30 protein-coding genes are annotated in these 23,537 nt (G+C 72.0%); 16 read left to right on the forward strand and 14 right to left on the reverse strand.

The window, feature by feature from the left end; all coding sequences use genetic code 11:
• Positions 1–46: 46 nt before the first annotated feature.
• From MWM08_RS26045 to MWM08_RS26055, 3 genes are all read right to left on the reverse strand, one after another.
• The gene (locus MWM08_RS26045; protein WP_244457377.1) at positions 47–775 is read right to left on the reverse strand and encodes a 2OG-Fe dioxygenase family protein; all 729 of its coding nucleotides are present in this window, start codon (positions 773–775) and stop codon (positions 47–49) included.
• Between the two features lie 4 nt (positions 776–779).
• Positions 780–1,676, reverse strand: a complete 897-nt coding sequence (locus MWM08_RS26050) for a (Fe-S)-binding protein (RefSeq protein ID WP_244457378.1) — start codon at positions 1,674–1,676, stop codon at positions 780–782.
• Positions 1,677–1,951: 275 nt separating this feature from the next.
• Positions 1,952–2,803: a SirB1 family protein gene (locus MWM08_RS26055; protein ID WP_244457379.1), complete on the reverse strand. Its 852-nt coding sequence runs from the start codon at positions 2,801–2,803 to the stop codon at positions 1,952–1,954.
• A gap of 263 nt (positions 2,804–3,066) precedes the next feature.
• On the opposite strand from MWM08_RS26055, the gene MWM08_RS26060 reads away from it, so the two are divergent.
• Positions 3,067–3,675: a hypothetical protein gene (locus MWM08_RS26060; RefSeq protein ID WP_244457380.1), complete on the forward strand. Its 609-nt coding sequence runs from the start codon at positions 3,067–3,069 to the stop codon at positions 3,673–3,675.
• A 21-nt stretch (positions 3,676–3,696) separates the two neighbouring features.
• Here the strand turns inward: MWM08_RS26060 and hemW are convergent, their stop codons facing one another.
• The 4 genes from hemW to MWM08_RS26080 form a co-directional block, all read right to left on the reverse strand.
• Positions 3,697–4,860 carry a radical SAM family heme chaperone HemW gene (hemW, locus tag MWM08_RS26065; protein ID WP_244457381.1) on the reverse strand — a complete coding sequence of 388 codons (1,164 nt, stop codon included), beginning with the start codon at positions 4,858–4,860 and terminating at the stop codon, positions 3,697–3,699.
• A 39-nt stretch (positions 4,861–4,899) separates the two neighbouring features.
• A complete protein-coding gene (locus tag MWM08_RS26070; RefSeq protein ID WP_341482874.1) occupies positions 4,900–5,331 on the reverse strand; it encodes a calcium-binding protein in 432 nt (143 codons plus the stop codon).
• Positions 5,325–5,462, reverse strand: coding sequence for a hypothetical protein (locus MWM08_RS26075; protein ID WP_244457383.1), 138 nt, complete (start codon positions 5,460–5,462; stop codon positions 5,325–5,327). The genes MWM08_RS26070 and MWM08_RS26075 overlap by 7 nt, the downstream gene beginning before the upstream one ends.
• Positions 5,463–5,733: 271 nt before the next feature.
• Entirely contained in the window at positions 5,734–6,171 is a 438-nt protein-coding gene (locus MWM08_RS26080; RefSeq protein ID WP_244457384.1) for a hypothetical protein, read from the reverse strand.
• Positions 6,172–6,356: 185 nt separating this feature from the next.
• Here MWM08_RS26080 and MWM08_RS26085 point away from each other — a divergent pair, with 185 nt between their 5' ends.
• The 5 genes from MWM08_RS26085 (at position 6,357) to MWM08_RS26105 (ending at position 8,498) form a co-directional block, all read left to right on the forward strand.
• Positions 6,357–6,749 carry an MAPEG family protein gene (locus MWM08_RS26085; RefSeq protein WP_244457385.1) on the forward strand — a complete coding sequence of 131 codons (393 nt, stop codon included), beginning with the start codon at positions 6,357–6,359 and terminating at the stop codon, positions 6,747–6,749.
• Complete coding sequence (locus MWM08_RS26090; protein ID WP_244457386.1) at positions 6,746–7,219, forward strand: YbaK/EbsC family protein; 474 nt, start codon at positions 6,746–6,748, stop codon at positions 7,217–7,219. Before MWM08_RS26085 ends, MWM08_RS26090 begins: the two co-directional genes overlap by 4 nt.
• Positions 7,219–7,605, forward strand: a complete 387-nt coding sequence (locus MWM08_RS26095; protein WP_244457387.1) for an MAPEG family protein — start codon at positions 7,219–7,221, stop codon at positions 7,603–7,605. The genes MWM08_RS26090 and MWM08_RS26095 overlap by 1 nt, the downstream gene beginning before the upstream one ends.
• Before the next feature lie 110 nt (positions 7,606–7,715).
• Complete coding sequence (locus MWM08_RS26100; RefSeq protein WP_244457388.1) at positions 7,716–8,096, forward strand: rhodanese-like domain-containing protein; 381 nt, start codon at positions 7,716–7,718, stop codon at positions 8,094–8,096.
• A gap of 63 nt (positions 8,097–8,159) precedes the next feature.
• Positions 8,160–8,498, forward strand: a complete 339-nt coding sequence (locus MWM08_RS26105) for a hypothetical protein (protein ID WP_244457389.1) — start codon at positions 8,160–8,162, stop codon at positions 8,496–8,498.
• Between the two features lie 9 nt (positions 8,499–8,507).
• Here MWM08_RS26105 and rlmN read toward each other — a convergent pair whose 3' ends face one another.
• On the reverse strand, positions 8,508–9,692 hold the full coding sequence (gene rlmN / locus MWM08_RS26110) for a dual-specificity RNA methyltransferase RlmN (RefSeq protein ID WP_244460033.1): 1,185 nt from the start codon (positions 9,690–9,692) through the stop codon (positions 8,508–8,510).
• 23 nt (positions 9,693–9,715) lie between these two features.
• Complete coding sequence (locus MWM08_RS26115) at positions 9,716–10,240, reverse strand: invasion associated locus B family protein (RefSeq protein WP_244457390.1); 525 nt, start codon at positions 10,238–10,240, stop codon at positions 9,716–9,718.
• A gap of 84 nt (positions 10,241–10,324) precedes the next feature.
• Here MWM08_RS26115 and MWM08_RS26120 point away from each other — a divergent pair, with 84 nt between their 5' ends.
• Positions 10,325–11,563 (forward strand): class I SAM-dependent methyltransferase, encoded by a 1,239-nt coding sequence (locus tag MWM08_RS26120; RefSeq protein ID WP_244457391.1) that lies wholly within the window; start codon positions 10,325–10,327, stop codon positions 11,561–11,563.
• Between the two features lie 206 nt (positions 11,564–11,769).
• Entirely contained in the window at positions 11,770–12,330 is a 561-nt protein-coding gene (locus MWM08_RS26125) for an NADPH-dependent FMN reductase (protein WP_244457392.1), read from the forward strand.
• 3 nt (positions 12,331–12,333) lie between these two features.
• On the opposite strand, the gene cmk is transcribed toward MWM08_RS26125, so the two are convergent.
• From cmk to aroA, 3 genes are read right to left on the reverse strand one after another with little or no spacing between them, the layout of a single operon-like run.
• The gene (gene cmk / locus MWM08_RS26130; RefSeq protein WP_423816001.1) at positions 12,334–12,969 is read right to left on the reverse strand and encodes a (d)CMP kinase; all 636 of its coding nucleotides are present in this window, start codon (positions 12,967–12,969) and stop codon (positions 12,334–12,336) included.
• Complete coding sequence (locus MWM08_RS26135) at positions 12,960–13,154, reverse strand: hypothetical protein (protein ID WP_244457393.1); 195 nt, start codon at positions 13,152–13,154, stop codon at positions 12,960–12,962. Before MWM08_RS26135 ends, cmk begins: the two co-directional genes overlap by 10 nt.
• A gap of 4 nt (positions 13,155–13,158) precedes the next feature.
• Positions 13,159–14,505 carry a 3-phosphoshikimate 1-carboxyvinyltransferase gene (gene aroA / locus MWM08_RS26140; protein WP_244457394.1) on the reverse strand — a complete coding sequence of 449 codons (1,347 nt, stop codon included), beginning with the start codon at positions 14,503–14,505 and terminating at the stop codon, positions 13,159–13,161.
• A gap of 108 nt (positions 14,506–14,613) precedes the next feature.
• Between aroA and MWM08_RS26145 the strand changes: the two genes are divergently transcribed.
• The 3 genes from MWM08_RS26145 to MWM08_RS26155 all read left to right on the forward strand — a co-directional run bounded on the left by MWM08_RS26145 (position 14,614) and on the right by MWM08_RS26155 (position 17,213).
• Positions 14,614–14,940 carry a TIGR02300 family protein gene (locus MWM08_RS26145; protein WP_244457395.1) on the forward strand — a complete coding sequence of 109 codons (327 nt, stop codon included), beginning with the start codon at positions 14,614–14,616 and terminating at the stop codon, positions 14,938–14,940.
• Between the two features lie 241 nt (positions 14,941–15,181).
• Positions 15,182–15,907: a superoxide dismutase gene (locus MWM08_RS26150; RefSeq protein ID WP_423816002.1), complete on the forward strand. Its 726-nt coding sequence runs from the start codon at positions 15,182–15,184 to the stop codon at positions 15,905–15,907.
• A 70-nt stretch (positions 15,908–15,977) separates the two neighbouring features.
• Complete coding sequence (locus tag MWM08_RS26155; protein WP_244457396.1) at positions 15,978–17,213, forward strand: argininosuccinate synthase; 1,236 nt, start codon at positions 15,978–15,980, stop codon at positions 17,211–17,213.
• Between the two features lie 100 nt (positions 17,214–17,313).
• Here MWM08_RS26155 and MWM08_RS26160 read toward each other — a convergent pair whose 3' ends face one another.
• Positions 17,314–18,270, reverse strand: a complete 957-nt coding sequence (locus tag MWM08_RS26160; protein WP_244457397.1) for a Bug family tripartite tricarboxylate transporter substrate binding protein — start codon at positions 18,268–18,270, stop codon at positions 17,314–17,316.
• A gap of 206 nt (positions 18,271–18,476) precedes the next feature.
• On the opposite strand from MWM08_RS26160, the gene MWM08_RS26165 reads away from it, so the two are divergent.
• Positions 18,477–19,040 carry a hypothetical protein gene (locus MWM08_RS26165; protein ID WP_244457398.1) on the forward strand — a complete coding sequence of 188 codons (564 nt, stop codon included), beginning with the start codon at positions 18,477–18,479 and terminating at the stop codon, positions 19,038–19,040.
• Positions 19,041–19,267: 227 nt separating this feature from the next.
• Positions 19,268–20,212 carry a tripartite tricarboxylate transporter substrate binding protein gene (locus MWM08_RS26170; RefSeq protein ID WP_244457399.1) on the forward strand — a complete coding sequence of 315 codons (945 nt, stop codon included), beginning with the start codon at positions 19,268–19,270 and terminating at the stop codon, positions 20,210–20,212.
• A gap of 57 nt (positions 20,213–20,269) precedes the next feature.
• Here MWM08_RS26170 and MWM08_RS26175 read toward each other — a convergent pair whose 3' ends face one another.
• Positions 20,270–21,286 carry an NAD(P)/FAD-dependent oxidoreductase gene (locus MWM08_RS26175; RefSeq protein ID WP_244457400.1) on the reverse strand — a complete coding sequence of 339 codons (1,017 nt, stop codon included), beginning with the start codon at positions 21,284–21,286 and terminating at the stop codon, positions 20,270–20,272.
• A gap of 79 nt (positions 21,287–21,365) precedes the next feature.
• Between MWM08_RS26175 and tsaE the strand changes: the two genes are divergently transcribed.
• The 3 genes from tsaE to MWM08_RS26190 are packed head-to-tail and all read left to right on the forward strand — an operon-like array spanning position 21,366 to position 23,535.
• A complete protein-coding gene (tsaE, locus tag MWM08_RS26180) occupies positions 21,366–21,824 on the forward strand; it encodes a tRNA (adenosine(37)-N6)-threonylcarbamoyltransferase complex ATPase subunit type 1 TsaE (RefSeq protein ID WP_244457401.1) in 459 nt (152 codons plus the stop codon).
• Positions 21,821–22,810 carry an aminoglycoside phosphotransferase family protein gene (locus tag MWM08_RS26185; RefSeq protein ID WP_244457402.1) on the forward strand — a complete coding sequence of 330 codons (990 nt, stop codon included), beginning with the start codon at positions 21,821–21,823 and terminating at the stop codon, positions 22,808–22,810. The genes tsaE and MWM08_RS26185 overlap by 4 nt, the downstream gene beginning before the upstream one ends.
• The gene (locus MWM08_RS26190; protein WP_244457403.1) at positions 22,807–23,535 is read left to right on the forward strand and encodes a nucleotidyltransferase family protein; all 729 of its coding nucleotides are present in this window, start codon (positions 22,807–22,809) and stop codon (positions 23,533–23,535) included. The genes MWM08_RS26185 and MWM08_RS26190 overlap by 4 nt, the downstream gene beginning before the upstream one ends.
• Positions 23,536–23,537: the final 2 nt, after the last annotated feature.

The raw sequence follows: 23,537 nt of genomic DNA on the forward strand, positions 1-23,537 counted from the left end.
CACCGCGCTTGGCTTCGCGCACCCGGGTGTCTGGCCATCCTGGCGCTCAGCCAGGCGGGCCGCCGCGCTTCCAGGTCAGCACCAGCACGTCGCGGCAGGACGGTAGGGCGGCATCCTCGGGTGCCACCGGCGTGACGCCGTGGCGCACCCGTGGATCGTCGAGCATCGCGGTGTCGAGCGGGTCGCGCAGCACGAATTGCGCCAGGCGGCGACCGTCGTCGTCCTCGATCACCGTCTCGCCGCCCGTGAGGTTGGTCCGCGCGATCATCGCGATCAGCACCACGTCCACTCCGTCATGGTGGACGCCCTCGGGCGTGGGGAAGCCCGGCGCGCCGGCGGCGGCCTCGATGCGGAACTGGTGCGCTTCCACGAACCAGGGGTTGGCGCCGTGGAGCGCATCCGCCATGGCGCGCCCCAGGTCGAGCATCGCGTGCAGCGGCGCGCCGGCGGCCACCGCGTCCTCCATCGGCGAGAACCAGCGGTCCACGCCGCCGTTCAGCGTGTTGTGCACCACCGCCTGGAAATGCGGGCGGTGCGGGCCGCGGACATGGCCCGGCACGCCGGGTTCGGCCGCGAAGTTCGCGATTCGTCGGCGGCGGTAGCGCCCACCATCGCGCATGAATGCATCGGTTTCGAGCCGGTTCCAGGAGTCGAAGAACGGCGTCAATGCCTCGGTGAGGCCGCCCGCACCCATGCGTGCGGCCATCTGCGCGCCGGGCACGCGGGCGAAGCCGCGCGCGGCGAGGTCAGCCAGCGGTCCGGCAGGCAGTGTCACGGCATCATTCCCCGATCGGTGAAGATTGGTCCCTCGCGCCGGAAGGCGTGGTGTGGTCCCTCGCGCCGACAGGCGCGGCGCCGTGCCGGGCGCCGACAGGCGCGGCGCCGTGCCGCGCGCCGGTGGGCGTCGCGTTGTCCCGCGCGCCAATGGGCGCGACATCGCGCGTCATGCCGGCCAGTACCTCGGCGACGTGGCGCACCTGCACGGAGCTGCCTTCGCGCTGCAGCCGCCCGGCCATGTTCAGCAGGCAGCCCATGTCGCCGGCCAGCAGCGTGCCCGCCCCCGTGGCGGCGATGTCGCGGCACTTGTCCGTCACCATGCGGGTCGAGATGTCGGGATACTTCACGCAGAAGGTGCCGCCGAAGCCGCAGCAGATCTCGGGGTCCGCCATTTCGGTCAGCGTGAGCCCGGCGACGCCGGCCAGCAGCGCGCGCGGCTGCGCCTTCACGCCCATCTCGCGCAGGCCGGCACAGGAATCATGGTAGGTCACGACGCCGTCGAAGCGCGCATCGACCTGCGCCATCCCCCGCACGTCGCGCAGGAAGGAAACGAGTTCGTGCGTCCGCGCGGCGATGGCCTCGGCGCGCGCACGGTACTGCGGGTCGTCCTCGAACAGGGTGGGCAGGTGGTGCGCCACCATGCCGCTGCACGATCCGGACGGTACGACCACGTAGTCATAGCCTGCGAAGGCGTCGACGATGCTGCGCGCCAGGTCGCGCGCCGTTGCGCGGTCGCCGGAGTTGAAGGCCGGTTGGCCGCAGCAGGTCTGCGTGGGCGGGACCTCGACCACGCAGCCTGCCGCCTCCAGCAGGCGGATCGCGGCGAAGCCGACGCTCGGCCGGTACAGGTCGACTAGGCAGGTGACGAGAAGGGCGACGCGCGGCTTGCTCACGGGCATGTGGCGGAGAATAGGGTTGCCCCCGCCGGGCGCACAGCCCCCGCCGCGTGCGCCGCGCACCACCCTGCCATTCCGCACCCGCCGCCGGGCCGCCCGGCACGCGCATCAGGCCTGGCCCCGATCGGGGTGCGCCCGGCGCCTGAGGGCACCTCAGGAGTCGGATCACGCAGCGATCCGGGAGCGCGCGGCGTGACCGCGCCCAACCCGCCCGCTGCCACCAAAGCACCAGTGCGGGGCGCGCAAGCCAAGCCCGGCGCCTGACGGCGCGATGGGCTCTAATTCAACCGCTGGCGCAGCTCGACCGTCAGGGCGCGGATGCGCGATGCCGCCTCGCCCTCCGGCACCAGGTCGAGAAAGCGGTCGAGGCAGCCAAGCGCGGCGCCGATCCGGTCGAGCCGCTGGTTCATCAGCCCCGCCTCCCGCCACAACGCGGCAGCGTCGGGCGCCAGCCGCAGCATGTCCTCGGTGCAGGCGAGCGCCGTCTCCAGCGTGCCGGCGCGCAGGCGGCGCAGCTTGATGTTGTTCTGCAGGCGCAGCAGCACGTCGCGCTTGCCCATCGGGCGCAGCAAGCCGGGGCGCAGTTCCGCCGCCTCCCCTTCCACGCGCTTCAGCAGCGTGCGCAGCGCCGGGGCCTCCAGCGCCGCGCCGCCGGCGAAGACATCGACCAGCGCCTGGCCGCGCGGTCCCTCCAGCGCGACCAGAAAATGCCCGGGGAAATCGACGCCATGCGCGGCCCAGCCTGCCGCCTCGGCCGCATGCAGCCACAGGATGCCGAGCGCCACGGGCAGGCCGCGGCGGCGGTCCAGCACCCGGATCAGGTTGGCATTGGCAGGGTCGTCATAGGTCTCGGTGTCGCCGGCCAGCGCAAACAGGCGGTGCAGCACGCCGGCCAGGCAGGCGCGCCGGGCCTCGGGGTCGCCGGCATCGGCCACCGGGTCGGCGGAGGCCGCGGCAACGGCGGCGCGCGCGATGCCGGTCAGGGTCGTGGCCGCCGCGCGCCAGTCGGCCTCGGGCGCGTCGAGGCGGGCGAATTGCAGCGCGGTGCCGGCAAGGTCGATTTCGGCATCGGGCAATTGGCCGGCGGCGTCGATGGCGGCGCGGGCCTCGGCCCCGGGAAGACTTGACATGGGCGGAGTGTCGCGGGGCCGGGCGGCGACTTCAAGGCGCTGGTAATGTCTCGTTTCACGGGAAATTCTCTCTTTTCGAGAGCTTCACGATTGATTAACCTCTGCCTCGCGACGGGCCACCCCTCAGGAACCCGGCACCGCCGCCAAGGGTGACATCCATGTCGATCGGTCGCATTCGTCTCTCCAGGCCCACCCAGCCCCGCGCGGCTTGGCCGGCCGTCGCTCTGTGCGGCGCACTCGCACTCGCGGGGTGCGGCAGCGCCATGTCTGACGGATCAGCGCTGGGCAACGAGGCACGACCCGCGCCCTATTCCGGCCGGATCACGCTCGGCTCCGACCCGGCCGGGGCGCGCTGCGTGCTGACCAATACCGCCGACGGCAGCCGTGTGGCCGAGGTGATCACCCCTGCCCAGGTGACGCTGCCACGCAGCACCGCGATCATCGAGGCTGCCTGCACCGCGCCGGGGCATCTCGCGACCACCATCGCGCTGCGCCCGGTGCGCGACTTCGCCGACGGCATCCACCATCCCCAGCCGATCGGCACCGGCGCCGTCCAGAACGCGGTGGTGGTGCGCACCGGCAGTACCCGCCGCTATAACGACACGACGGTGCTGCTGCCGCCGCAAAGCTTCCCCTCGGCCGAGGCGCGCGACGCCTGGTTCGCGCAGCGCGAGGCAGCGCTGCTCGCCACCGCCACGGCCGCCATCGCCCGCGCCCAGCGCGCGCCCAACGCCACGATCGACACGGCGCAGGTGCTGCAGGGCTACCTGGAGGCCGACCTGGCGGCGCTGCGGCAGCAGCAGGCCCTGGCCAGCGTTGCCGCGCCGCAGCCCGAGCCGGAGGCGGCCGCACCGCCCCGCCGGCAGCGTTGATCCGCCTGGCGGCGCGCCGCGCTACCGCACCAGCAGGGGCAGAATCGCGTCGAGCCTGACAATCCCCTCGGCCGTGGCGCGCAGCCGGCCGTCGGGCGTCCAGGCGAGGTAATCCTCGTCCAGCAGGGCCATCAACATGGCGGGGTCGATCGCCTGGTCGAACGGCAGGCCGGCGCGCGCGGTGATGCGGGCGGGATCCACGCCCTCGGCCAGGCGCAGGCCCATCAGCAGCGCCTCCCGCGCGCGGTCCTGCGGGGAGAGCGTCTCCTGCCCGGTCGCGGCATGTCCGTCCCGCTCGACCCGCGCGGCCCATTCCTCTGGCGCGCGGTGTCGGCGCGTCGCGACTATCGTGCCGTCCAGCAGCAGCCGCTGGTGCGCGCCGGGGCCGATGCCGAGGTAGTCGCCATAGCGCCAATAGGCCAGGTTGTGACGGCTCTCCGCACCAGGCTTCGCGTAGTTGCTGACCTCGTAGGGCAGCAGGCCGAAGCGCGCGGCTTCCTCGGCGGTGGCGTGGTACAGGCGGGCAGCGTCGTCGCCTTCGGGCAGCGCGAAGTCGCCGCGCGCATACAGGGTCGCGAACTGCGTGCCGGGCTCGATGGTGAGCTGGTAGAGCGAGAGATGGTCGGCGGCCAGCGCCAGCGCGCGCTTCAGCTCGGCGCGCCAGGCGGCCTCGGCCTGGCCGGGGCGGGCGTAGATCAGGTCGAAGGACAGGCGCGGAAAGATGGCGCGCGCGGCTTCGAGTGCCGCGATCGCCTCGCGCGCATCGTGCTTGCGGCCGAGGAAGCGCAGTGCATCCTCCTCCAGCGACTGCACGCCCAGGCTCGCGCGGTTGACGCCGGCATCGCGGAAGGCGCGCAGCCGGCCGATCTCGACGCTGGTCGGGTTGGCTTCCAGCGTGACCTCGAGGTCGGGCGCGGCATCGAACAGCGCGCGGGCATCGGCGATGAGGGTGGCGACGGTATCGGGCGACATCAGCGATGGCGTGCCGCCGCCGAAGAAGATGCTGGACAGCGGGCGGCGGCCGACGCGCGCGGCCTCATGCGCCAGTTCGCGGCCCAGGGCGGCCGCGAAGCGCGCTTCGTCCACGCGCTCGCGCACGTGGGAATTGAAGTCGCAATACGGGCACTTCGCCGCGCAGAAGGGCCAGTGGAGATACAGCGCGAGGGGTTCGGTCACGCCGCGCATATGGCGCGCCGGGGCGGCGCTGTCGAACCCCGCCGCGGCCTACAACAGGAAGTCCAGCGACTCGATCGCGGTAGCGGTCTGGTTGAGCAGGCGGATCGTCATCTCGGGCGGGATGTCCAGATCGGTGCTGAGCTCCACGATCACATCCGCGCCCGACTGCACGACACGCACCTGGCCGGCCCCGGTGAAGGCCCCCGTGTCGCGAAAGACGAAGGCCTCGTTGACGGTCAAGGTGCTGGCCACTGCGTCGATGTCGCGCAGGTCGATGCGGTCCACGAAGCCGACGGCGCCGGTGGTGAAGTCCAGGATCACGTCCCGCAGCGCGGAACTGACACCGCTGTCGAGGATGTCGTTGAAGTCGAATACATCGTTGCCCGCGCCGCCGCTCATGGTGTCGGCGCCGGCCCCGCCCTCCAGCCGGTCGGCGTCGCGCTCAGCGTCGCCGATCGTGTCCGGCCCGCCGACTAGGATTCGTTGCCGCCGAAACCGAACAACTGGTCGTTGCCGGACAGCGAATTCGCCCCGATGTTCCCGCGCATAACGTTGGCCAGCGCATTGCCTGTCGCGGCGAGCGCCGCGCCGATCAGGTCGATGCGTTCCACGAACGCCGCCTGGCCGCCCATGTCGAACCCGTTGACCGCGGAGATTACCCGGTCCTGCCCCGCGCGCGGTTGTCCGGGACTTCGAGGATTAGGTCACGTCGTTGCCGGCGGTACCGATGAGGCGGTTCGCCGCGGCGGTTCCCGTGACATAGGCCATCGCAAGACTCCCTTCCGTCGTGGTGGCGGCGCCGGCCTGGCGGCCGGGCCCTGTCGGTTGCGCAAGGTCGGTCGCGCGCCGTGCCGGCCGGTGCCGGCATTCTCAAACGGTGTCTCAGGCCAGCCGGTCGAGATCGGCGCGCGCGGCGTGGGCGAAGACCTTGATCCAGTCCTTGTCGGGCATGTCCATCATGGCGCGCGCCTGTGCCGGCGGTACGGCGGGACTGTCATAGAGCTCCATGGCGAAGCGGATGGCGCCGTCGGCGGCGGCCACCACGTCGGGCGGGCCGATCAGGCAGATGCGGCCCTCGAGCGCGAAGAGCGAGGCGATGCGCCCATAGTCCATCTTCTCGGCCGCCATGGCGGAGCCGATCACCTGGGCCAGTTCCTCGAGGAACTTGCCGTACAGCTCGCGCCGTGCCGCGTGTTCGGCCACGCCGCGCGCCTGGCGGCCCTGCACGATCTGCGTCAGCGTCGTCGAGGCGAAGGTGCTGAAGGCGCCGACGAAGGTGCCGCCCAACGCCGCGAGGGTGGAGATCCAGGCATCGCTCATGGCGGCGCATCTGGGGTGGTGGTGGCGCGCCGGCCAGGGGGCGGCGACTGGCGGCGTCGCGCCGCGGACGGGCCGGGATGCGGCCACCCTCCGCCGGCAGCCCGCAGCCGGGGTTCCCGGTGGCAGATACATTTCCATCGCGGCGCACCGGGCGCTATGAGCCGCCGGCCGCCCGAGGGATCGCCATGCCCCGCATCACCGCGCTCTACGCCGCGCTTCTGATCCTGCTGTTTCTGCTGCTGACCGTCCGTGTCTTCGCGCAGCGGTACCGCACGCGCGTCGTGCTGGGCACGGGCGGGGACCGGCTGCTGGAACGCGCGGTGCGGGTGCATGCGAATTTTGGGGAGTTCGTTCCGGTCTTCCTGGCGGCGCTGCTGGCGGCCGAGCTGTGCGGCGCGGCCCCCTGGGCGGTTCATGCGGCCGGCATCGCCATGCTGGCCGGGCGCGCGATGCACGCGGCAGGCATGGCGCGGGAGCCGGACATCGTGGCGCTGCGCTCGGGCGGGATGCTGCTGACGCTCGCGGCGCTGGCGGGTGCGGCGGCGCTCGCGCTGCTGGGCGCGGTGGGGCTGTCATGAGCGGGTCGTCCATCGAACGCGTCCGCGCGGCCCTGATGGCCGCCGGCCACCCGGACACCATCGGGGCCTTCCCCGAGGGCACGCGCAGCGCGGCCGATGCCGCCGCGGCGGTGGGCTGCGATGTCGCGCAGATCGCCAAGTCCATCGTGTTCCGGGCGGGCGCGCGGGCGGTGCTGGTGATCGCCTCCGGTGCCAACCGCGTGGACATGGGCAAGGTCGCGGCCGCCATCGGCCAGCCGGTGAAGCGCGCGGATGGCGCCTGGGTGCGCGACACCACGGGGTTTGCCATCGGCGGGGTATCGCCCGTCGGGCACCTCGCGCCGCCTGTCCTGCTGCTCGATGCCGACCTGATGGCGCTGGATGCGGTCTGGGCAGCGGCGGGGTCGCCCCAACATGTGTTCCGCACCACCCCGGCCGATCTGCTGCGGATCACCGGCGCGACGGTGGCGGATGTGCGGGAGGCGCCATAGTGCTGCACGCGACGGCAATCTGGGCTGCGCTGCTGGCGCCCGTGTGCCTGTGGCTGTCGATGCGCGTGATCGGGCTGAGGCGGCGCCTGCGCGTGGCGATCGGCACTGGCGGGCAGTCGGCGCTGGAACGGGCGATGCGCGCGCAGGCAAACTTTGCGGAATACGTCCCGTTCGCGCTGGTGCTGATGGCGCTGGCGGAAGCAGGCGGGACACCGGTGTGGATCATCCATCCGCTGGGGGCGGCGCTGCTGGCGGGTCGCATCGCGCATGGCTGGGGCATCACGCGGGAGCGCGAGGATTTCCGGTTTCGCGTGGGGGGCATGATGGCGACCTTCACGGTGATCGGCTGCGCGGCGGTGGCGGCGATGGTCGCTGCATTGACCTGAGGCGCGCGACCGAGGGGCTAGCCCGTCGGGCTCCCCGCCAGGAGGCAGTGCCTCCTGGACCTGCCGGTACGAGGTGCCTACCGTGGCAGGGCAAGAACGGGAGAAGCGCGATGACACTCACGGTGCAGCAGATGCTGGCGGCGGCGGAAGCGGTGGTGCCGCGGATCTCGGCCGAGGACGCCAAGGGACTGGTCGGGCGCGAGGACGTGGTGTTTCTCGATGTGCGGGAACCGAACGAAGTGGCGGCCTCGGGCAAGGTGCCGGGGGCGCTGGCGATCCCGCGCGGGCTGGTGGAATTCCGCGCCGACCCGGCTTCGGCCCTGCATGACGCGAATTTCGACCGGGCCAAGACCATCGTGGCCTATTGCGCCTCGGGCGGTCGGTCGGCGCTGGTGCTCAAGACGCTGCACGACATGGGCTACGCCAACGTCCGCAACCTCGGCGGGTTCAAGAACTGGCTGGATGCGGGCGGGGCGGTGGAGAAGGCCTGAGACACGACGGAGGCCGGCACGTCGCAGCGGAAGTACGAGAAAATCTCGAAGACCGGCCACGCGATGCTCAATCTCGTCGCGCCGCCCAGGGGATTCCACGACGTCCACCGCACCGTATCCTTGGAAAAGGGGCGACCAGGCGGCTGTCGACCTGGCGTGGAAGCTGCCGTACTTCGCCATGATCAAGGTGGACTGGATGGGATCCAGTACCAGGGCCAAGGCCTAGCTGCACGACACGCCGGACGGCTTCAGGCTGATCGTCAGGACCGCACGGCATTCAACCACAATGACCCCGACTTCGCCCCGCGCGCGCTTGACATGCTCAAGGACGCGCCGGTCCTTGCCGTGCTGCGCAACCAGGAACGCTTCGTGCTGTATGGCTTCGAAGGAAACTACGGATAGCGATGCGGCTCACGCCGCCGGGCGCTTCCTGCGCTCGCTTTCGGTCTTCAACTGCCCGCAGGCGGCCAGGATGTCACGGCCGCGCGGGCGGCGGATCGGGCTTGAATAGCCCGCATCGTTCAGGATGGCGGCGAAGCGCTGGATCGCCTCGCTGGTGCTGGTCTTGTAGGCGCTGCCGGGCCAGGGGTTGAACGGGATCAGGTTCACCTTGGCGGGCATGCCGCGCAGCAGGCGCACCAGTTCGCGCGCCTCGGCCTCGGAATCATTGACTCCGCGCAGCATGACGTATTCGAAGGTGATGCGCCGTGCATTCGAGGCACCGGGGTACCGGCGGCAGGCGGCCAGCAATTCCTCGATCGGGTACTTGCGGTTCAGCGGCACGATCTCGTCGCGCAGTTCGTTGGTCACTGCGTGCAGCGAGACCGCCAGGCCGACGCCGAGTTCCGCCCCGCAGCGATCCATCATCGGCACGACACCGGAGGTGCTCAGCGTGATGCGCCGCCGCGACAGGCCGATGCCCTCGTGGTCCATCACGATACGCAGCGCCTTGGCCACGTTTTCGTAGTTATAGAGCGGCTCGCCCATGCCCATCACGACGATGTTGGACAGGTGCCGCGCCGTGCCATCCTTCGGGGATGGCCATTCGCCGTAGGAATCGCGCGCCGCCATGAACTGGCCGACGATCTCGGCCGCGCCCAGGTTGCGCACCAGCTTCTGCGTGCCGGTGTGGCAGAAGGTGCAGGACAGCGTGCAGCCCACCTGCGTGCTGATGCACACCGCGCCGCGGTCTTCATCCGCCGAGGGGATGTAGACGGTCTCGATCCGCTGCGTGTCGCGGAAGGCGAAGACCCATTTGCGCGTGCCGTCGTTGCTGTCCTGCTGCGTGGCCACCTCGGGCCGGCCGACCACGAAGCGTTCGGCCAGCTTCGCCTGCATCGGCTTCGCGATGGTGGTCATGCGCGCGAAATCGGTGGCGCCCTGGTGGTAGATCCAGTGCCAGACCTGCTTGGCGCGGAAGGGCTTCTCGCCGATCGCGGCCATCTCGGCCGTCAGCTCCTCGCGCGACAGGCCGACCAGGTCGCGCCGGCCATCGGCCAGCGTCGCAGGCGGCGGGGCGAAGATCGCGGCCTTGGCCAGGATGCGGGCGCGCTCGGCGTCCAGCAGGCCGTCGGTGGTGGCGCTGGCCGCGCTCACCGTTGCCGCACCGTCGGCGCTGGTCACCTGCGCGCCGCCGGGCATTCCTGGCTGATCGCGTCGTAGGCCGCCGAGAAGCCGGACAGGCTGAAGGTGTCCGTGGCAGTGCCGCGGCCGCCGGCACGCGGGCCGCGCGCGACGGCGTTTGCACCGCCGCGGAACGCCGCGACCGCCGCCCGGCCGTCCCGCGCGAAAGCGGAATTGCCACCGGTATAGAAGGCGAGTTCGCGCGATCCTACCGCGACCGTGACCGACGCGTTGCGCGGATAGGCATATCCGGCCGACAGCGCCACCTGGTCGCGCGATGCGGTGCGGTGCGTCACCGTCAGGATCACGCCCTCCCGCGCCGGGTCTGACCGCTGCGCGCGGGTGAAGGCGTAGCAGACCTTCTGCCCGGCCTCGGTATGGACGGCGGCGATCCAGTCCTGGAAGTCGCCGAGGCGCCGCGGCCCCTGCTGCTGGCCGGCGGGCGCGGGCGCGCGCTGCTGCGCGATGGCCGGGACGATGACCAGGGCGGACAGGGCGATGGCGAGGATGGCGGCACGCATGGGCGGTGTTCTAGTCAGACCGCGCCCCCGGGGCAACCGCGCGGACCGCTGGCCCCTGGCGCCGTCCCGGCGTAACAGGCCGCCATGACCGACGCCGCCGACACCGCCCTTGCCGCGCAATACGAGGCCTTTCCCTACCCGCAGCGCGACCCGCGGGAGGAGGCCAGGCGCCTGGTGGTGGGCAGCCCGTCACACCTGCGCGAGGTCGACCACTGGGTCTTCGGCGCCCGCCGGCCGGCCGCCGTGCCGCTGCATGCGCTCGTCGCCGGCGGCGGGTCGGGCGATGCGACCGTGATGCTGGCGCAACAGATGGCCTGGGCGGGGCGCGCGGGGCGGGTGACCTGGCTCGACCGTTCCGCCGCCGCGCGCAAGGTGGCCGGCGCGCGGGTGGCGGCGCGGGGGCTGGACAACGTGGCGTTCGCGGAAGGGTCGATCCTGGACCTGCCCACCAGCGGGCTCGGCCCCTTCGACTACATCGATTGCTGCGGGGTGCTGCACCACCTGCCCGACCCGCTGGCGGGGTTGCGGGCGCTGGTGGCCGTGCTGGCCCCCGGCGGTGGCATCGGGCTGATGGTCTATGCGCCGCACGGGCGCACCGGCGTGTACATGCTGCAGGATGCGCTGCGGCTGGTGGCGCCGGCCGACGAGCCGCCGGCCACGCGCGTGGACATCGCGAAGCGCCTGTGGAAGCAGGCCCCCGAGACCGCCTGGCTGCGCCGCAACCCCTGGATCACCGACCACCTGAAGGGCGGCGATGCCGGCATCTATGACCTGCTGCTGAACCCGCGCGACGTGGCCTTCAGCGTGCCGGCCCTGACCGCGCTGGTCGATGCCGCGGGGCTCGAGATCCGCTGCCTGGTGGAACCCTTCCGCTACGACCCGGATTGCTTCCTCACCGACCCGCGGCTGCGCGAGCGCACCGCGCGGCTGGATGCCGTGCAGCGCGCCGCCCTGGCCGAGGCGGCGGCCGGCAACATGGGTATCCACATCGCCTATTGCGTCCGGCGCGGCGAGGCGGTGGCGCCGGATTGGTCCGATCCGGCGGCGGTGCCGGTGCTTCGGGAACTGGACTCGCAAAAGTTCGCCGCCGGTATTCCGGGCGACGGCATCCTGCGCGTGGCGGCGGATGGGCTGGTGGTGCCGGTGGCGCTGCCGCGCCTGGCGGCCGCGATCATTGCGCGGGTGGATGGGCGGCGCAGCGTGGGGGATATCGGCGACGCGCTGGCGGCGAACGGGGTGTCGCGGGAGGCCTTCGCGCGCGACTTCGCCGCGCTTGCCCGGGCGCTGGAGCGGGTGAACCGGTTGCTGCTGGCGGCGGTGTAGGGCGCCGGCTTGCTCTCACCTGGCCCGGTCGCGATGGGCCAGTTTGGCAGTCCCCAGGGCATTTCCGAGGGCCGGGCGAGCGGCGCCGGCGCCCCGGTCGCGACACGATCACGGCGAGACGGCGGGCGGCGAGGCGACGGCGCGCTGTGGCCTCGCGCCGCGGCTTCGGGCGAGGATGCGCCCCTGGCACGCGAAGGGACCCACGCATGATCGACATCATCGGCCTGTCCGGCAGCCTGCGGGGCGGGTCGCTCAACACCGCGCTGCTGCGCGCCGCGGCGGGGCTGATGCCGGCACAGGCCCGGCTGGTGCCGCATTCGCTGCACGGCATCCCGCTCTATGACGGCGACCTCGAAGCCGCCGAGGGCATTCCGACCGCCGTCGCCGCGCTGAAGGACGCGATCGCCGCGGCGGACGGTCTGCTGTTGGTCACGCCGGAGTACAACAACTCGATGCCCGGCGTGTTCAAGAACGCGATCGACTGGCTCTCGCGGCCGTCCTCGGACATTGCACTTGTGTTCGGCGGGCGGCCGGTCGGGCTGGTCGGCGCATCGCCAGGCGGCTTCGGCACCATCCTGGCGCAGGATGCCTGGCTGCCCGTGCTGCGCACGCTGGGGGCGCAGCTCTGGACCGGCGGGCGGCTGATGGTGTCGCGCGCGGGCGGCGTGTTCGGACCGGACGGAACGCTGGCCGATGCGGCGGTCGAAAAGCAGTTGCGCGGCTACCTGGAGGGCTTCGTGGCCTTCGTGGAGGCGCGGCGGGGCTGAGGGTCAGCCCAGCCTTTCGCGCACCAGCGCCAGTGCGGCGGCGAAGGCGGCATCCGCATCCATCGCGCTGGTATCGAGCGCCAGCGCATCCTGGGCCGGGCGCAGCGGGGCCACGGGGCGATTGGCGTCCTGCGCGTCGCGGTCGCGGATTTCCGATTCCACCTGCGCCGCATCGGCTGCCACGCCGCGCGCGGTCAGTTCCAGGAAGCGCCGCCGCGCGCGTTCGGCGACACTTGCGGTGACGAACAGCTTCACCGCGGCGTCGGGGAAGACCACCGTCCCGATGTCCCGCCCGTCCAGCACCGCACCGTGGGCGCGGCCGAAATCGCGCTGGAAGTCGAGCAGCGCGGCGCGCACGGCCGGGATCGCGGCGACCGCGCTTGCCGCCATGTCGGCCATCGGACCGCGCAGGTCAGCACGGTCGAGGTCGGCAGGCTGCAGCGCGCGGGCGGCGGCCTCGGCGTGGGCAGCGTCGCGCGGGTCGGCGCCGGCATCCAGAACGCGCCGGCCAACCGCACGGTACAGCAGCCCGGTATCCAGGTAGGGCAGGCCGAGCACGGTCGCGAGCCGGCGCGCCAGCGTGCCCTTGCCCGCCGCGGCGGGGCCATCCACCGCGATGACGATTGGCTTCAGCGCCACAGCGCGGGTCCCGTCAGCCTCGCGACGGTGCGCCCGATCGGCGCCACCGCGGCCAGGCCAAGGATGGCTGTGGTTTCGATCCCGCAGGGCGTGCGCGCGACGACTGCACCGCGCGCGAAGGCCAGCGGCGCGCGCCAGGCGGCCGCCAGCACCGCACGGGCAGGCGTGAAGCGCGCGGCCGCCATGGCGTCAGGCCGGTCCGATCGGCGCGCCGCCGGCCAGCCCGTTCATCAGCGTCGCGAAGCCGGGGAAGGAGGTGTCGATGAAGGCGGCGTCATCCACCGCGACGGGCGAGCGCGCGGCGAGGCCCATCACCAGCGCCGACATCGCGATGCGATGGTCCATGTGGGTTTCCACCACCCCCCCACCGGGGATGGCGCCGCCGGTGCCCTGCACCACCAGGTCGTCTCCCTCGATCATCGCCTGCACGCCATTGGCCGCGAGCAGCGCGGCGGTGGCGGCCAGGCGGTCGCTTTCCTTCACCCGCAGTTCCGCGAGGCCCTGCATGCGCGTGACACCCCGCGCGGCGGCGGCGGCCACCGCGAGCACGGGGTATTCGTCGATCATGGACGGCGCGCGGCGCGGCGGGACGGTCACGCCGGACAGCTCCGTGTATTCCGCCACGATATCGCCGACCGGCTCGCCGCCGGCGATGCGTTCGTTCTCGATGCGCAGCGCCGCGCCCATTTCGCGCAGAGTCGCGATCAGGCCTGTGCGCAGCGGGTTCAGCCCGACATTCTCGATCACCACGCGCGACCCCGGCACCAGCAGCGCGGCCACGATCGGGAAGGCGGCGGAGGACGGGTCGCCGGGCACCACCACCGGCGCCGCCACCAGTTCCGGCTGGCCTTCCAGCGTGACGACGCGGCCATCGGGCGTGTCGGTCACCGACACCGTCGCGCCGAAATGGCGCAGCATGTTCTCGGTGTGGTCGCGCGTCGGTTCGGGTTCGACCACGCGGGTGGTGCCGGGCGCGCACAGGCCCGCCAGGAGGCAGGCCGACTTCACCTGCGCGGAGGCGACCGGCAGCACGTAGTCGATCGGCAGCGGGTCGGCCGCGCCGCGCACGGCCAGCGGCAGGCGGCCGCCCTCGCGCGTCCAGAACGTCGCGCCGGTGGCCGAGAGCGGGTCGGTCACGCGCTTCATCGGGCGGCGGCGCAGGGAGGCATCGCCGGTCATCACCGCGAAGATCGGATGCCCCGACAGCAGCCCCAGCAGCAGCCGCGCCGCGGTGCCGGAATTGCCCATGTCGAGCACGTCGGCCGGTTCCACCAGGCCGCCCACGCCACGCCCGGCCACGCGCCAGGAACCGGGGCCGGTCTGCGTCACCTCGGCGCCCAGGGCGCGCATGGCGGCGGCGGTGCGCAGCACGTCCTCGCCCTCCAGCAGGCCGCTGATCTCGGTGGTTCCGACGGCCAGGGCGCCGAACATCAGGGCGCGGTGGCTGATCGACTTGTCGCCCGGCACGCCGAGCCGCCCGGCGAGCGGGGCGGCGGGGGCGGCGGCGCGGAGCGGTCTGGGCGCGGAATGGGACATGGCCTGCGCGTTTGACATGCCCCGGCATCGCGTGGCAATGCGCCCGACCCTTTGAAAAGCCGCGACGGGGCGCCGGCCCGGCCCTGTCGCGCGAGACGGATGTGATCCATGGCGAAGCCCGAACTCGGCCTGAAGCGCAGCTGCGTCTCCTGCGGCACGCGATTCTACGACCTGGCGCGCAGCCCGGCCGTCTGCCCGAAATGCGGCACAGAGCAGCCGGCGGAGCAGCCGCGCCTGCGCCGCGCGGCGGCCTCGGCCGTGGCGGATGAGAAGCTGAAGAAGCGCGTCGCCACCGCGGAGGCGGAGGGCGAGGAGCTGGAAGTGGAGGACGTCGAGGGCGACGAGGCGATCGAGGACGCCGAGGAGCTTGAGGACGAGGCGGACGGCATCGACGAGGCGATCGAGGTCGAGACCGAGCGGGACGAGGAAACCTAAGGCTTTTTTGCCCGCAGGCGCCGGGCGCCGGCGTTCGCCGGCTTGGCTTGCGCGCCACGTCCTGGCGCACCCGGCGCGGCTGACGGTCCGGGCGCGGTCGCGCCGTGTGCTCCCGGATCACTGCGCGATCCGTTTCCTTTGGCCAAGGGTGCGGGCGATCCGTCCGTGCGCCGGCGCAAGACGCCCATTGCCGCGACACCGCGCGGGCGCACATTCTCCCAGCACCTAAAGGGAGAAACCCATGACCACCATCCATCGCCGCGGCGTCATCCTCGGTGCCGCGGGGCTTGCCACGGGCATGCTGCTGGCCCGCCGCCCCGCCTATGCCCAGGCGCCCGCCGGCCCCTTCACCCTGCCCCCGCTGCCCTATGCGCCCAATGCCAACGAGGCCGCGATCGATGCCATGACCATGGAGATCCACCACGCGCGCCACCACGGCGGGCAGGTGGCCGGGCTGAACACCGCCGTGCAGGGCCAGCCGCAACTCGCCGCAATGCAGCTCGATGACCTGCTCATGCGCCTGTCCCAGGTGCCGGAGAACATCCGTACCGCCGTGCGCAACAACGGCGGCGGCCATGCCAACCATTCGATGTTCTGGGACATCATGGGCGGCCCGGGCGGCGAGCCGACCGGCGACGTGAAGGCGGCGATCGACCGCGACCTGGGCGGGATGGACAAGTTCCGCACCGACTTCAACGCGGCCGGGATGCGCGTGTTCGGCTCCGGCTGGGTCTTCGTGACGGTCACGCCGGCGGGCACCCTGGCCATCACGACGAAGCCCGGGCAGGACACGCCGCTGATGGACGGGCAGCGCGTGCTGATCGGCAACGACGTGTGGGAACACGCCTATTACCTGCGCTACCAGAACCGCCGCGCGGACTACCTGGCGTCGTGGTGGAACGTGCTGAACTGGGAGAAGATCGCGGCCCGCTACGCGGCGGCGCGCGACGGCACGCTCAGGGTCTGACCGGCCCGCCCTTGCCTGTCCGGGTGCGGGGCGCCATACCGCGCCCGGTCTTGAGAACTGGGAGCGCCCGATGCGCGTGAAGGACGTGAAGAAGGTCGTGCTCGCCTATTCCGGCGGGCTCGACACCAGCGTGATCCTGAAGTGGCTGCAGACCACCTATGGCTGCGAGGTGGTGACCTTCACCGCCGACCTCGGCCAGGGCGAGGAGCTGGGCCCGGCGCGCGACAAGGCGCTGCTTCTGGGCATCAAGCCTGAGAACATCTTCATGGACGACCTGCGCGAGACCTTCGTGAAGGACTTCGTGTTCCCGATGTTCCGGGCGAACGCGCTGTACGAAGGCATGTACCTGCTGGGCACGTCGATCGCGCGGCCGCTGATCGCGCAGCGGCAGATCGAGATCGCCGAGCAGGTTGGTGCCGACGCCGTAGCGCATGGTGCGACCGGCAAGGGCAACGACCAGGTCCGCTTCGAGCTGTCCTATTACGCGCTGAAGCCGGACATCAAGATCATCGCCCCCTGGCGCGAATGGGAACTGACGTCGCGCACGCGCCTGATCCAGTTCGCCGAGGAACACCAGATCCCGATCGCCAAGGACAAGCGCGGCGAGGCGCCGTTCAGCGTGGACGCGAACCTGCTGCATTCGTCGAGCGAGGGGAAGATCCTCGAGGAACCTTGGGACAGCCCGGACGAGATGGTCTGGCAGCGCACGATCTCGCCCATGGATGCGAAGGACGAGGTCACCGAGATCACCATCGAGTTCGAGCGGGGCGACGCGGTGGGCATCAATGGCGAGCGCATGTCGCCCGCCACGCTGCTCACAAAGCTGAACGCGCTCGGGCGCGAGAACGGCATCGGGCGGCTCGACCTGGTGGAGAACCGCTTCGTCGGCATGAAGTCCCGCGGCTGCTACGAGACGCCGGGCGGTACCATCCTGTACGTGGCGCATCGCGCGATGGAGTCGATCACGCTGGACCGCGAGGCCTGTCACCTGAAGGACAGCCTGATGCCGCGCTACGCGGAGGTCATCTACAACGGCTTCTGGTTCGCCCCCGAGCGCCGGATGCTGCAGGCGCTGATCGACGAGAGCCAGGCGAGCGTCACCGGCACCGTCCGGCTGAAGCTGTACAAGGGCAACACGATCGTCACCGGCCGGCAGTCGCCGCACAGCCTGTATTCGATGAAGCACGTCACCTTCGAGGACGACCAGGGGGCCTACGACCAGTTCGACGCTCAGGGCTTCATCAAGCTCAACGCGCTGCGGCTGCGGCTGGGTGCGATGGCCGGCCGCCGCGGGGGCGCGCTCTAGCCTCCGCGGTCCAAGGGGGGCGGGCGGCGCGCGCTCCATCCACCTTGCCTTGCAACGCATGTCGCGGGGATTTCCGGAGGGGCAGCGCCCCTCCGGTGCGTCAGTCCAGGCGCATGCCCGTGTCAGCCACCAGTTGCCGCACCATCGCGCCGTCGCGGCGGATCAACTCTGCAAAGGCCGCCGAGGTGCCCGCGATGGGGTCGTTGCCGGACGCCGTGAGTCGCTGGCGCACCGTCTCGTCCCCAATGGCGTGGTGCGCTGCCGCCTCCAGCCGCGCGACAACAGCGGGCGGCGTGGCGGACGGTGCGAAAATCCCGTTCCACGACGTCAGGTCGAAGCCCGGGAAGCCGCTCTCCGCAATCGTCGGCAGATCCGCCATGGTGCCACGACGTTCCGCGCTGGTGAGCGCTATGCCTCGCGCGCGGCCTTCCAGCGTGAGCGGCCGCAGGCTGTTCGCCGTACTGATCGCCGCATCGAGGTTCCCCGCTGCGATGTCGCGCGCCGCATCCGCCCCGCCACGATAGGCCACGTGCTCCAGCGTGATGCCCGCGCGATGCGCCAGCAGCGCGCCGGCCAGGTGACCCACGGTGCCGATGCCCGGGCTGCCGAAGGGCACGCCCTGGCGCTGCTTCGCGGCGTTGATGAAGCCGGCCAGGTCGGTGGCGGGGAAGTCGCGCTTCACCACCAGCACGTAGGGCGCGGCCACCACCTGCGCGACTGGCGCGAAGGCCGTCGCGTAGTCGAAGGGCAGGCCGCGCTGGACCAAGGGCTGCACCACGAAGCCGAAGCTGTCGAAGAACAGCGTGGTGCCGTCGGGCGCTGCGGCCGCGACCACGCCCGCGCCGACCGCGCCGCCGGCGCCCGGCCGGTTCTCGACCACCACGGGCACGCCCAGGTGCTCGCTCATCTTCGGCTGCAGCAGGCGCATCACCGTGTCGGACTGGCCGCCCGGGGCGAAGGGGACGATGACGCGCACCGGGCGCGCCTGCGCTGCGGCAATCCTCGGGGCAGCCAGTGCGGCAACGATCACGGCGGCCAGGTGGCGACGCTGGGGCATGGCGGGTTCCTCCGTCGGTTTGCCGCAGCGTCGCCAAAGCAAGGGCTCCGGGTCAACGACCGGGGTCGCGGCGCGCCCGCGCGATGGCGGGCGTGGGTTGGTTTCGCCGCCCCCTGCCCTTGGATGCCGGGAACAGGTGCGCGCGTCGCGGGTCGGATTTTCCGCAGCGTGGTAGTAGCCTGCGGCCTTTACCGCGAGGACTCGCCATGACTGCCATAGCCCGCCTCCCGCTCGCGCTTGCGGCGCTGCTGCTGCTGGCCGCCACGCCGGCGCTGGCGCAGTCGGTCTGCCCGGGGCGTATTTCCGCCAACGCCTTCGCCCCCGTGCCGCGCGACGCCGCCATCGCGGTACCCGACCGGCGGGGCGGATCGCCGAACGAAATGCGCCTGCGCGAGGCCGTTCTGGCGGCCCTGCAGCGCAACGGCCGGCGGGTGGCTCCCGACGCGCCCTTCATCCTGTCCTGGCGCGGCGGTGTGAGCGCCGAGGGCGATAACTTCGGAGGCTTCGGCGACACCATGCAGGGCCGCAGTTTCCGCGACAGCGACGACCTGTCCTGGGCGCAGAACGTGCCGCGCGCCGGTGGGCGCCGCGTGCCGGTCCTGCGCGTGAGCGGCGTGGTGGAACTGCGCGACCGCGCGCAGAACCGCGTGGTCTGGACCGCGGTCATCACCTGCGAACGCCACGGCACCGACGACGCGGCGCTGTTCGCGCACCTGGCTGACGCGGTGGCGCCGCTGATCGGGCAGGCTGCGGCGGGGCGCGGGTTCTGACGGGAGGGCTCTGCCCTCCCGAACCCTCCCGCCGGGGGCATACGTGCCCCCGGACCCGCGGAGACCAAATGGCAGGCTTGGGGGAGGGGCACGCCGTGCCCCTCCCCCAAGCCTGCCATCTGACCCAGGGTCTGGGAGGCATTTGCCTCCCAGCTGGGGGCCCCGGGGGGCTGGCCCACTGGCCCGCCAGCCCCTAGCCTCCCGCCAACGCCAGGGAGAACAACGTCATGCTCAACCGCCGCACGCTGCTGGCCGCCGCCGTCGCGTTGCCTGCCGCCCCCCGCCTCGCGCGCGCCTGGGAACCGGCGCGCCCGATCCAACTGATCGTGGGCTTTCCGCCCGGCGGTGGCACCGATCTCCAGGCGCGCGCCCTGGCCGAGGCCGCGTCGCGGTTCTTCCCGACCCCCATCGTCGTCATGAACCGCCCTGGCGCCGGTGGCGCGATCGCGGCGCAGCAGGTGGCGGGCATGGCGCCGGACGGGCTGAACCTGCTGGTCGGCGGCGGGAGCGAGAGCACCTCGCTCGCCGCCTTCCGCGACCTGCCCTACGATCCAAAGCGATCCTTCCGCGCCATCCTGCGCATCACCCGCCAGCCGCTGCTGATCGTGGCCAAGCGTGGCGGGCGCTTCGACAGCATGGCCGCCGTGGTGGCCGCCGCGAAGGCGGAACCGGGGCGCGTCACGCATGCCTCGTCCGGCATCGGGTCGATCTACCACGCGGTCTTCGTGCTGTTCACGGCCAAGGCCGGGATTGAGATGCTGCACGTGCCCTTCAGCGGCGGCGCGCCGTCGTTGCAGGCGCTGCTGTCCGGCACGGTGGACCTGGCCGTGCTGGCACCGGAGGAAACCGGCGGCATGGTGCAGTCGGGCGAGATCCGCGCACTTGCGGTGTGCTCGGCCGAACGAATCCCGATCCTGCCCAACGTGCCCACGCTGCGCGAATCCGGCTTCGACGTGGTGGTCGAGAACATGAAGGGCCTGAACGCTCCCGCCGGCCTGCCGGACGAGATCTATACGTCCCTGCACGACCGCTTCCGCCGCGCCCTGGGGGAACCGGCCTGGACCGGCTTCCTCGAACGCACGGGCACCTTCGAGGGCTACCTCGACGGTCCTGGCTACCAGGGGGCGATGGATGCCGTGCTGGACGGGCTGCGGGCAAGTGTCAGGCGCTAGAGCAGATCCCGATCAGAGGAACTCATCCGATCGGGTGAGGCGCTTACGAAACCGGCTCTAGCCCACCGGCACGCCCTTGGTCGTCGAGTATTCGAAATGCAGCGCCTCCCCCGGGAACACCCGGGGGTGAATGGCGTGCGCGGCCATCGCGGCCTCGCTGAAGCCCTGCAGGATCAACTTGAGCTTGCCCGGATAGGTCGCGATATCGCCGATGGCGAAAACGCCGTCGATGTTCGTCGCGCAGGTCGCGGGCGCGACCGCGATGTGATGGCGATCGAGGCCGAGGCCCCAATCCGCGATCGGGCCGAGTTCCATCGACAGGCCGAAGAAGGCCAGCAGGTGGTCGGCGGGGATGTCGCGCTCCTCGCCCTTTAGCGTGGCCAGCGTCACCGTCTCCAGCGTTCCGCCGTCGCCCTTCAGCCCATGCAGCTGGTAGGGGATGGCGAGTTCCACCTCGCCCCGCGCAGCGGCGGCGTCGAGCTGCGCGGCGGTCTCGGGGGCGGCGCGGAATTTCGGGCGGCGATGCACCACCGTGACCTTCGCCGCGATGTCCTTGAGCGACAGCGCCCAGTCCACCGCACTGTCGCCGCCGCCGGCGATCACCACGCGCTTGCCGCGGAATTCCTCGCGCCGCGCCACCAGGTAGCGCACCGCACCTGACGCCTCGTAGCCCGGCAGGCCATCGAGCGGCGGGCGGTTCGGCCCGAAGGCGCCTGCGCCGGCGGCGATGATCACCGCCTTGCAGCGGATGGTGTCGCCGGCCGAGGTGCCAAGCAGGATCGCATCGCCCTCCCGCGCCAGGCGTTCGACGCGCCGGCCGAGCAGGTAGGCGGCCGCGAACGGTGCCGCCTGTTCCTCGAGCCGCGCGATCAAATCCGCCCCCGCGATCGCGGGATGTGCGGGAATGTCGTAGATCGGCTTTTCCGGATACAGCGCGGTGCATTGCCCGCCCAGCGCATCCAGCGCATCGACCACCACGGTCCGCATGCGCAGCATGCCGCATTCGAAAACCGCGAAAAGGCCCACGGGCCCCGCGCCGATGATGGCGACATCCGTCTCGATCACGGCCGACATGGCCACTCCCCCGAATCCTGGCCCGCGTGATAGACGGGACGCCCCGAGGTTCATAGCCGGCGCTGCCCGGCAGGCCGCCATGCCCCCGACCGTCACATTGGACCTGCCCGACCTTTCCGCCACCCATGCCCTCGCGGCGCGGCTGGCCGGCCTGTTGCGTGCGGGCGACGCGGTGCTGCTGGAAGGCCCGCTGGGTGCGGGGAAAAGCGAATTCGCCCGCGCCGTGCTGCGCGCGGCCTCCGGCGACCCGGCGCTGGAAGTGCCGAGCCCGACCTTCACCCTGGTGCAGTCCTACGACCTGCCGGCGGGTCAGGCGCATCATTTCGACCTCTATCGGCTGGACGGGCCAGCGGGGCTGGACGAGCTGGGCTGGGACGAGGCGCGCGAGGGGATCGTGCTGGTCGAATGGCCGGAACGGCTGGGCGCCTTCGCGCCGGCCGAGGCGCTGCGCATCACGCTGGCGCCGCTGCCCGACGAGCACGCGCGGCGGGCGCGGCTGTCGGGCTGGGACGGTCGGCTGATGGCGCTGCTCGCATGAGGGACCCCGCATCCTTCCTGCGCGGCGCGGGCTACGGCGCGGCGCGGGTCGACTGGCTGCCGGGCGATGCCTCGCACCGCCGCTATGCGCGGCTGCAGGGTGGCCCGCGCGCCGCACTGCTCATGGACGCGCCGCCGCCCGAGGATGTGCGCCCCTTCCTGGCCGTCGCGCGCCACATCGCGGGCATCGGGCTGTCCGCGCCCGAGATCATCGCCGCCGACGAGGCCGCTGGCTTCCTGCTGATCGAGGATTTCGGCGACGCGACCCATGCCGCGCTGCTCGATGCCGGGGCGGAGGCGCTGCCCTGCTACCTTGAGGCGGCCGAGGCGCTTGCGGCGCTGCATGCCGCGCCGCCGCCGGCGACGCTGCCCGCCTGGGGTGCCGCCGAGATGGCGCGTGCAACGGCGGCGACCTTCCTCGACTGGTGGTGGCCCGCTGCGATGCGAGCGGAGCCCGATGCTGACACGCGCGCCGCGCTGGACTCGGCGATCACCGCCATGGTCGCGCCTTTCACGCAGGATGGCGGCTTCGTGCATCGCGACTTCTTCCCGGCCAACCTGATGCGCCTGCCCGGCCGCGACGGGGCGCGCCGCACCGGGCTGCTGGATTTCCAGGACGCGGCGCACGGATCCGCGGCCTACGACCTGGTCTCGCTGGTCGAGGATGCGCGGCGCGACGTGGCGCCCGACATCCGCGACGCCGCCATCGCACGGTACCTGGAGGCGCGCGGCGGCGTGGATCGCGACCGCTTCCATGCCGCCATGGCCGCCTGCGCGGCGCAGCGGCATCTGCGCGTGGCCGCCCTGTGGGTACGGCTGGCACGGCGCGACGCCAAGCCGCGCTACCTGGTGCACGGCCCGCGCTGCTGGCGGCTGCTGCAGGCCGCGCTCGACCACCCCGCGACGCGCCCGCTGCGCGAATTCCTCGATGCACGCGTGCCCGCCGCGCTGCGCCACAATCCCATCGCCCTGACGGAGCCCGCATGATCAACCTGACCCATGCCATGGTGCTCGCTGCCGGGCTCGGCACGCGGATGCGGCCGCTGACGGATGAATTGCCCAAGCCGATGCTGCCGCTGGCGGGGCGGTCGCTGCTGGACCATGCGCTGGACCGGCTGGCGGCGGCGGGTGTCACGCAGGCGGTGGTCAATGCGCATTGGCATGCGGACCGCATCGCAGAAGCGATGGCGCTGCGCGAACACCCTTGTGTCGTGCTGCAGCGTGAGGAGGATTTGCTGGAGACCGGCGGCGGCGTGACGCGCGCGCTGCCGCTGCTGGGCGGCGGGGCCTTTGCGGTGGTGAACGGCGATGCCTTCTGGCTGGACGGGCCGACGCCGGCGCTGAACCGCCTGGCAGCGGCCTTCGACGCCGCGGAGATGGACGCGCTGCTGCTGATGGTGCGCACCACGCAGGTCGAGGGCGCGGTGGGGACCGGCGATTTCCTGCTCGATCCACTCGGGCGGATGCGCCGGCCGAAGGAACGCGAGATCGCGCCGTACCTCTATGCCGGCGTACAGATCCTCTCGCCAGCGTTGTTCGAGGGCGCGCCCGCCGGCGCCTTCAGCCTGAACCGCCTGTACGACCGCGCGATCGAAGCCGGCCGCCTGTTCGGCCTGGTGCATGACGGGGTGTGGTTTCACCTCTCGACGCCCGAGGACCTGCGCTATGCGGAGGACACGCTGCGCGCAGGGCTCGTGAGGGCGCTGTTCTGATG

This window comes from Roseomonas fluvialis (genome assembly GCF_022846615.1).
Lineage (GTDB): Bacteria > Pseudomonadota > Alphaproteobacteria > Acetobacterales > Acetobacteraceae > Neoroseomonas > Neoroseomonas fluvialis.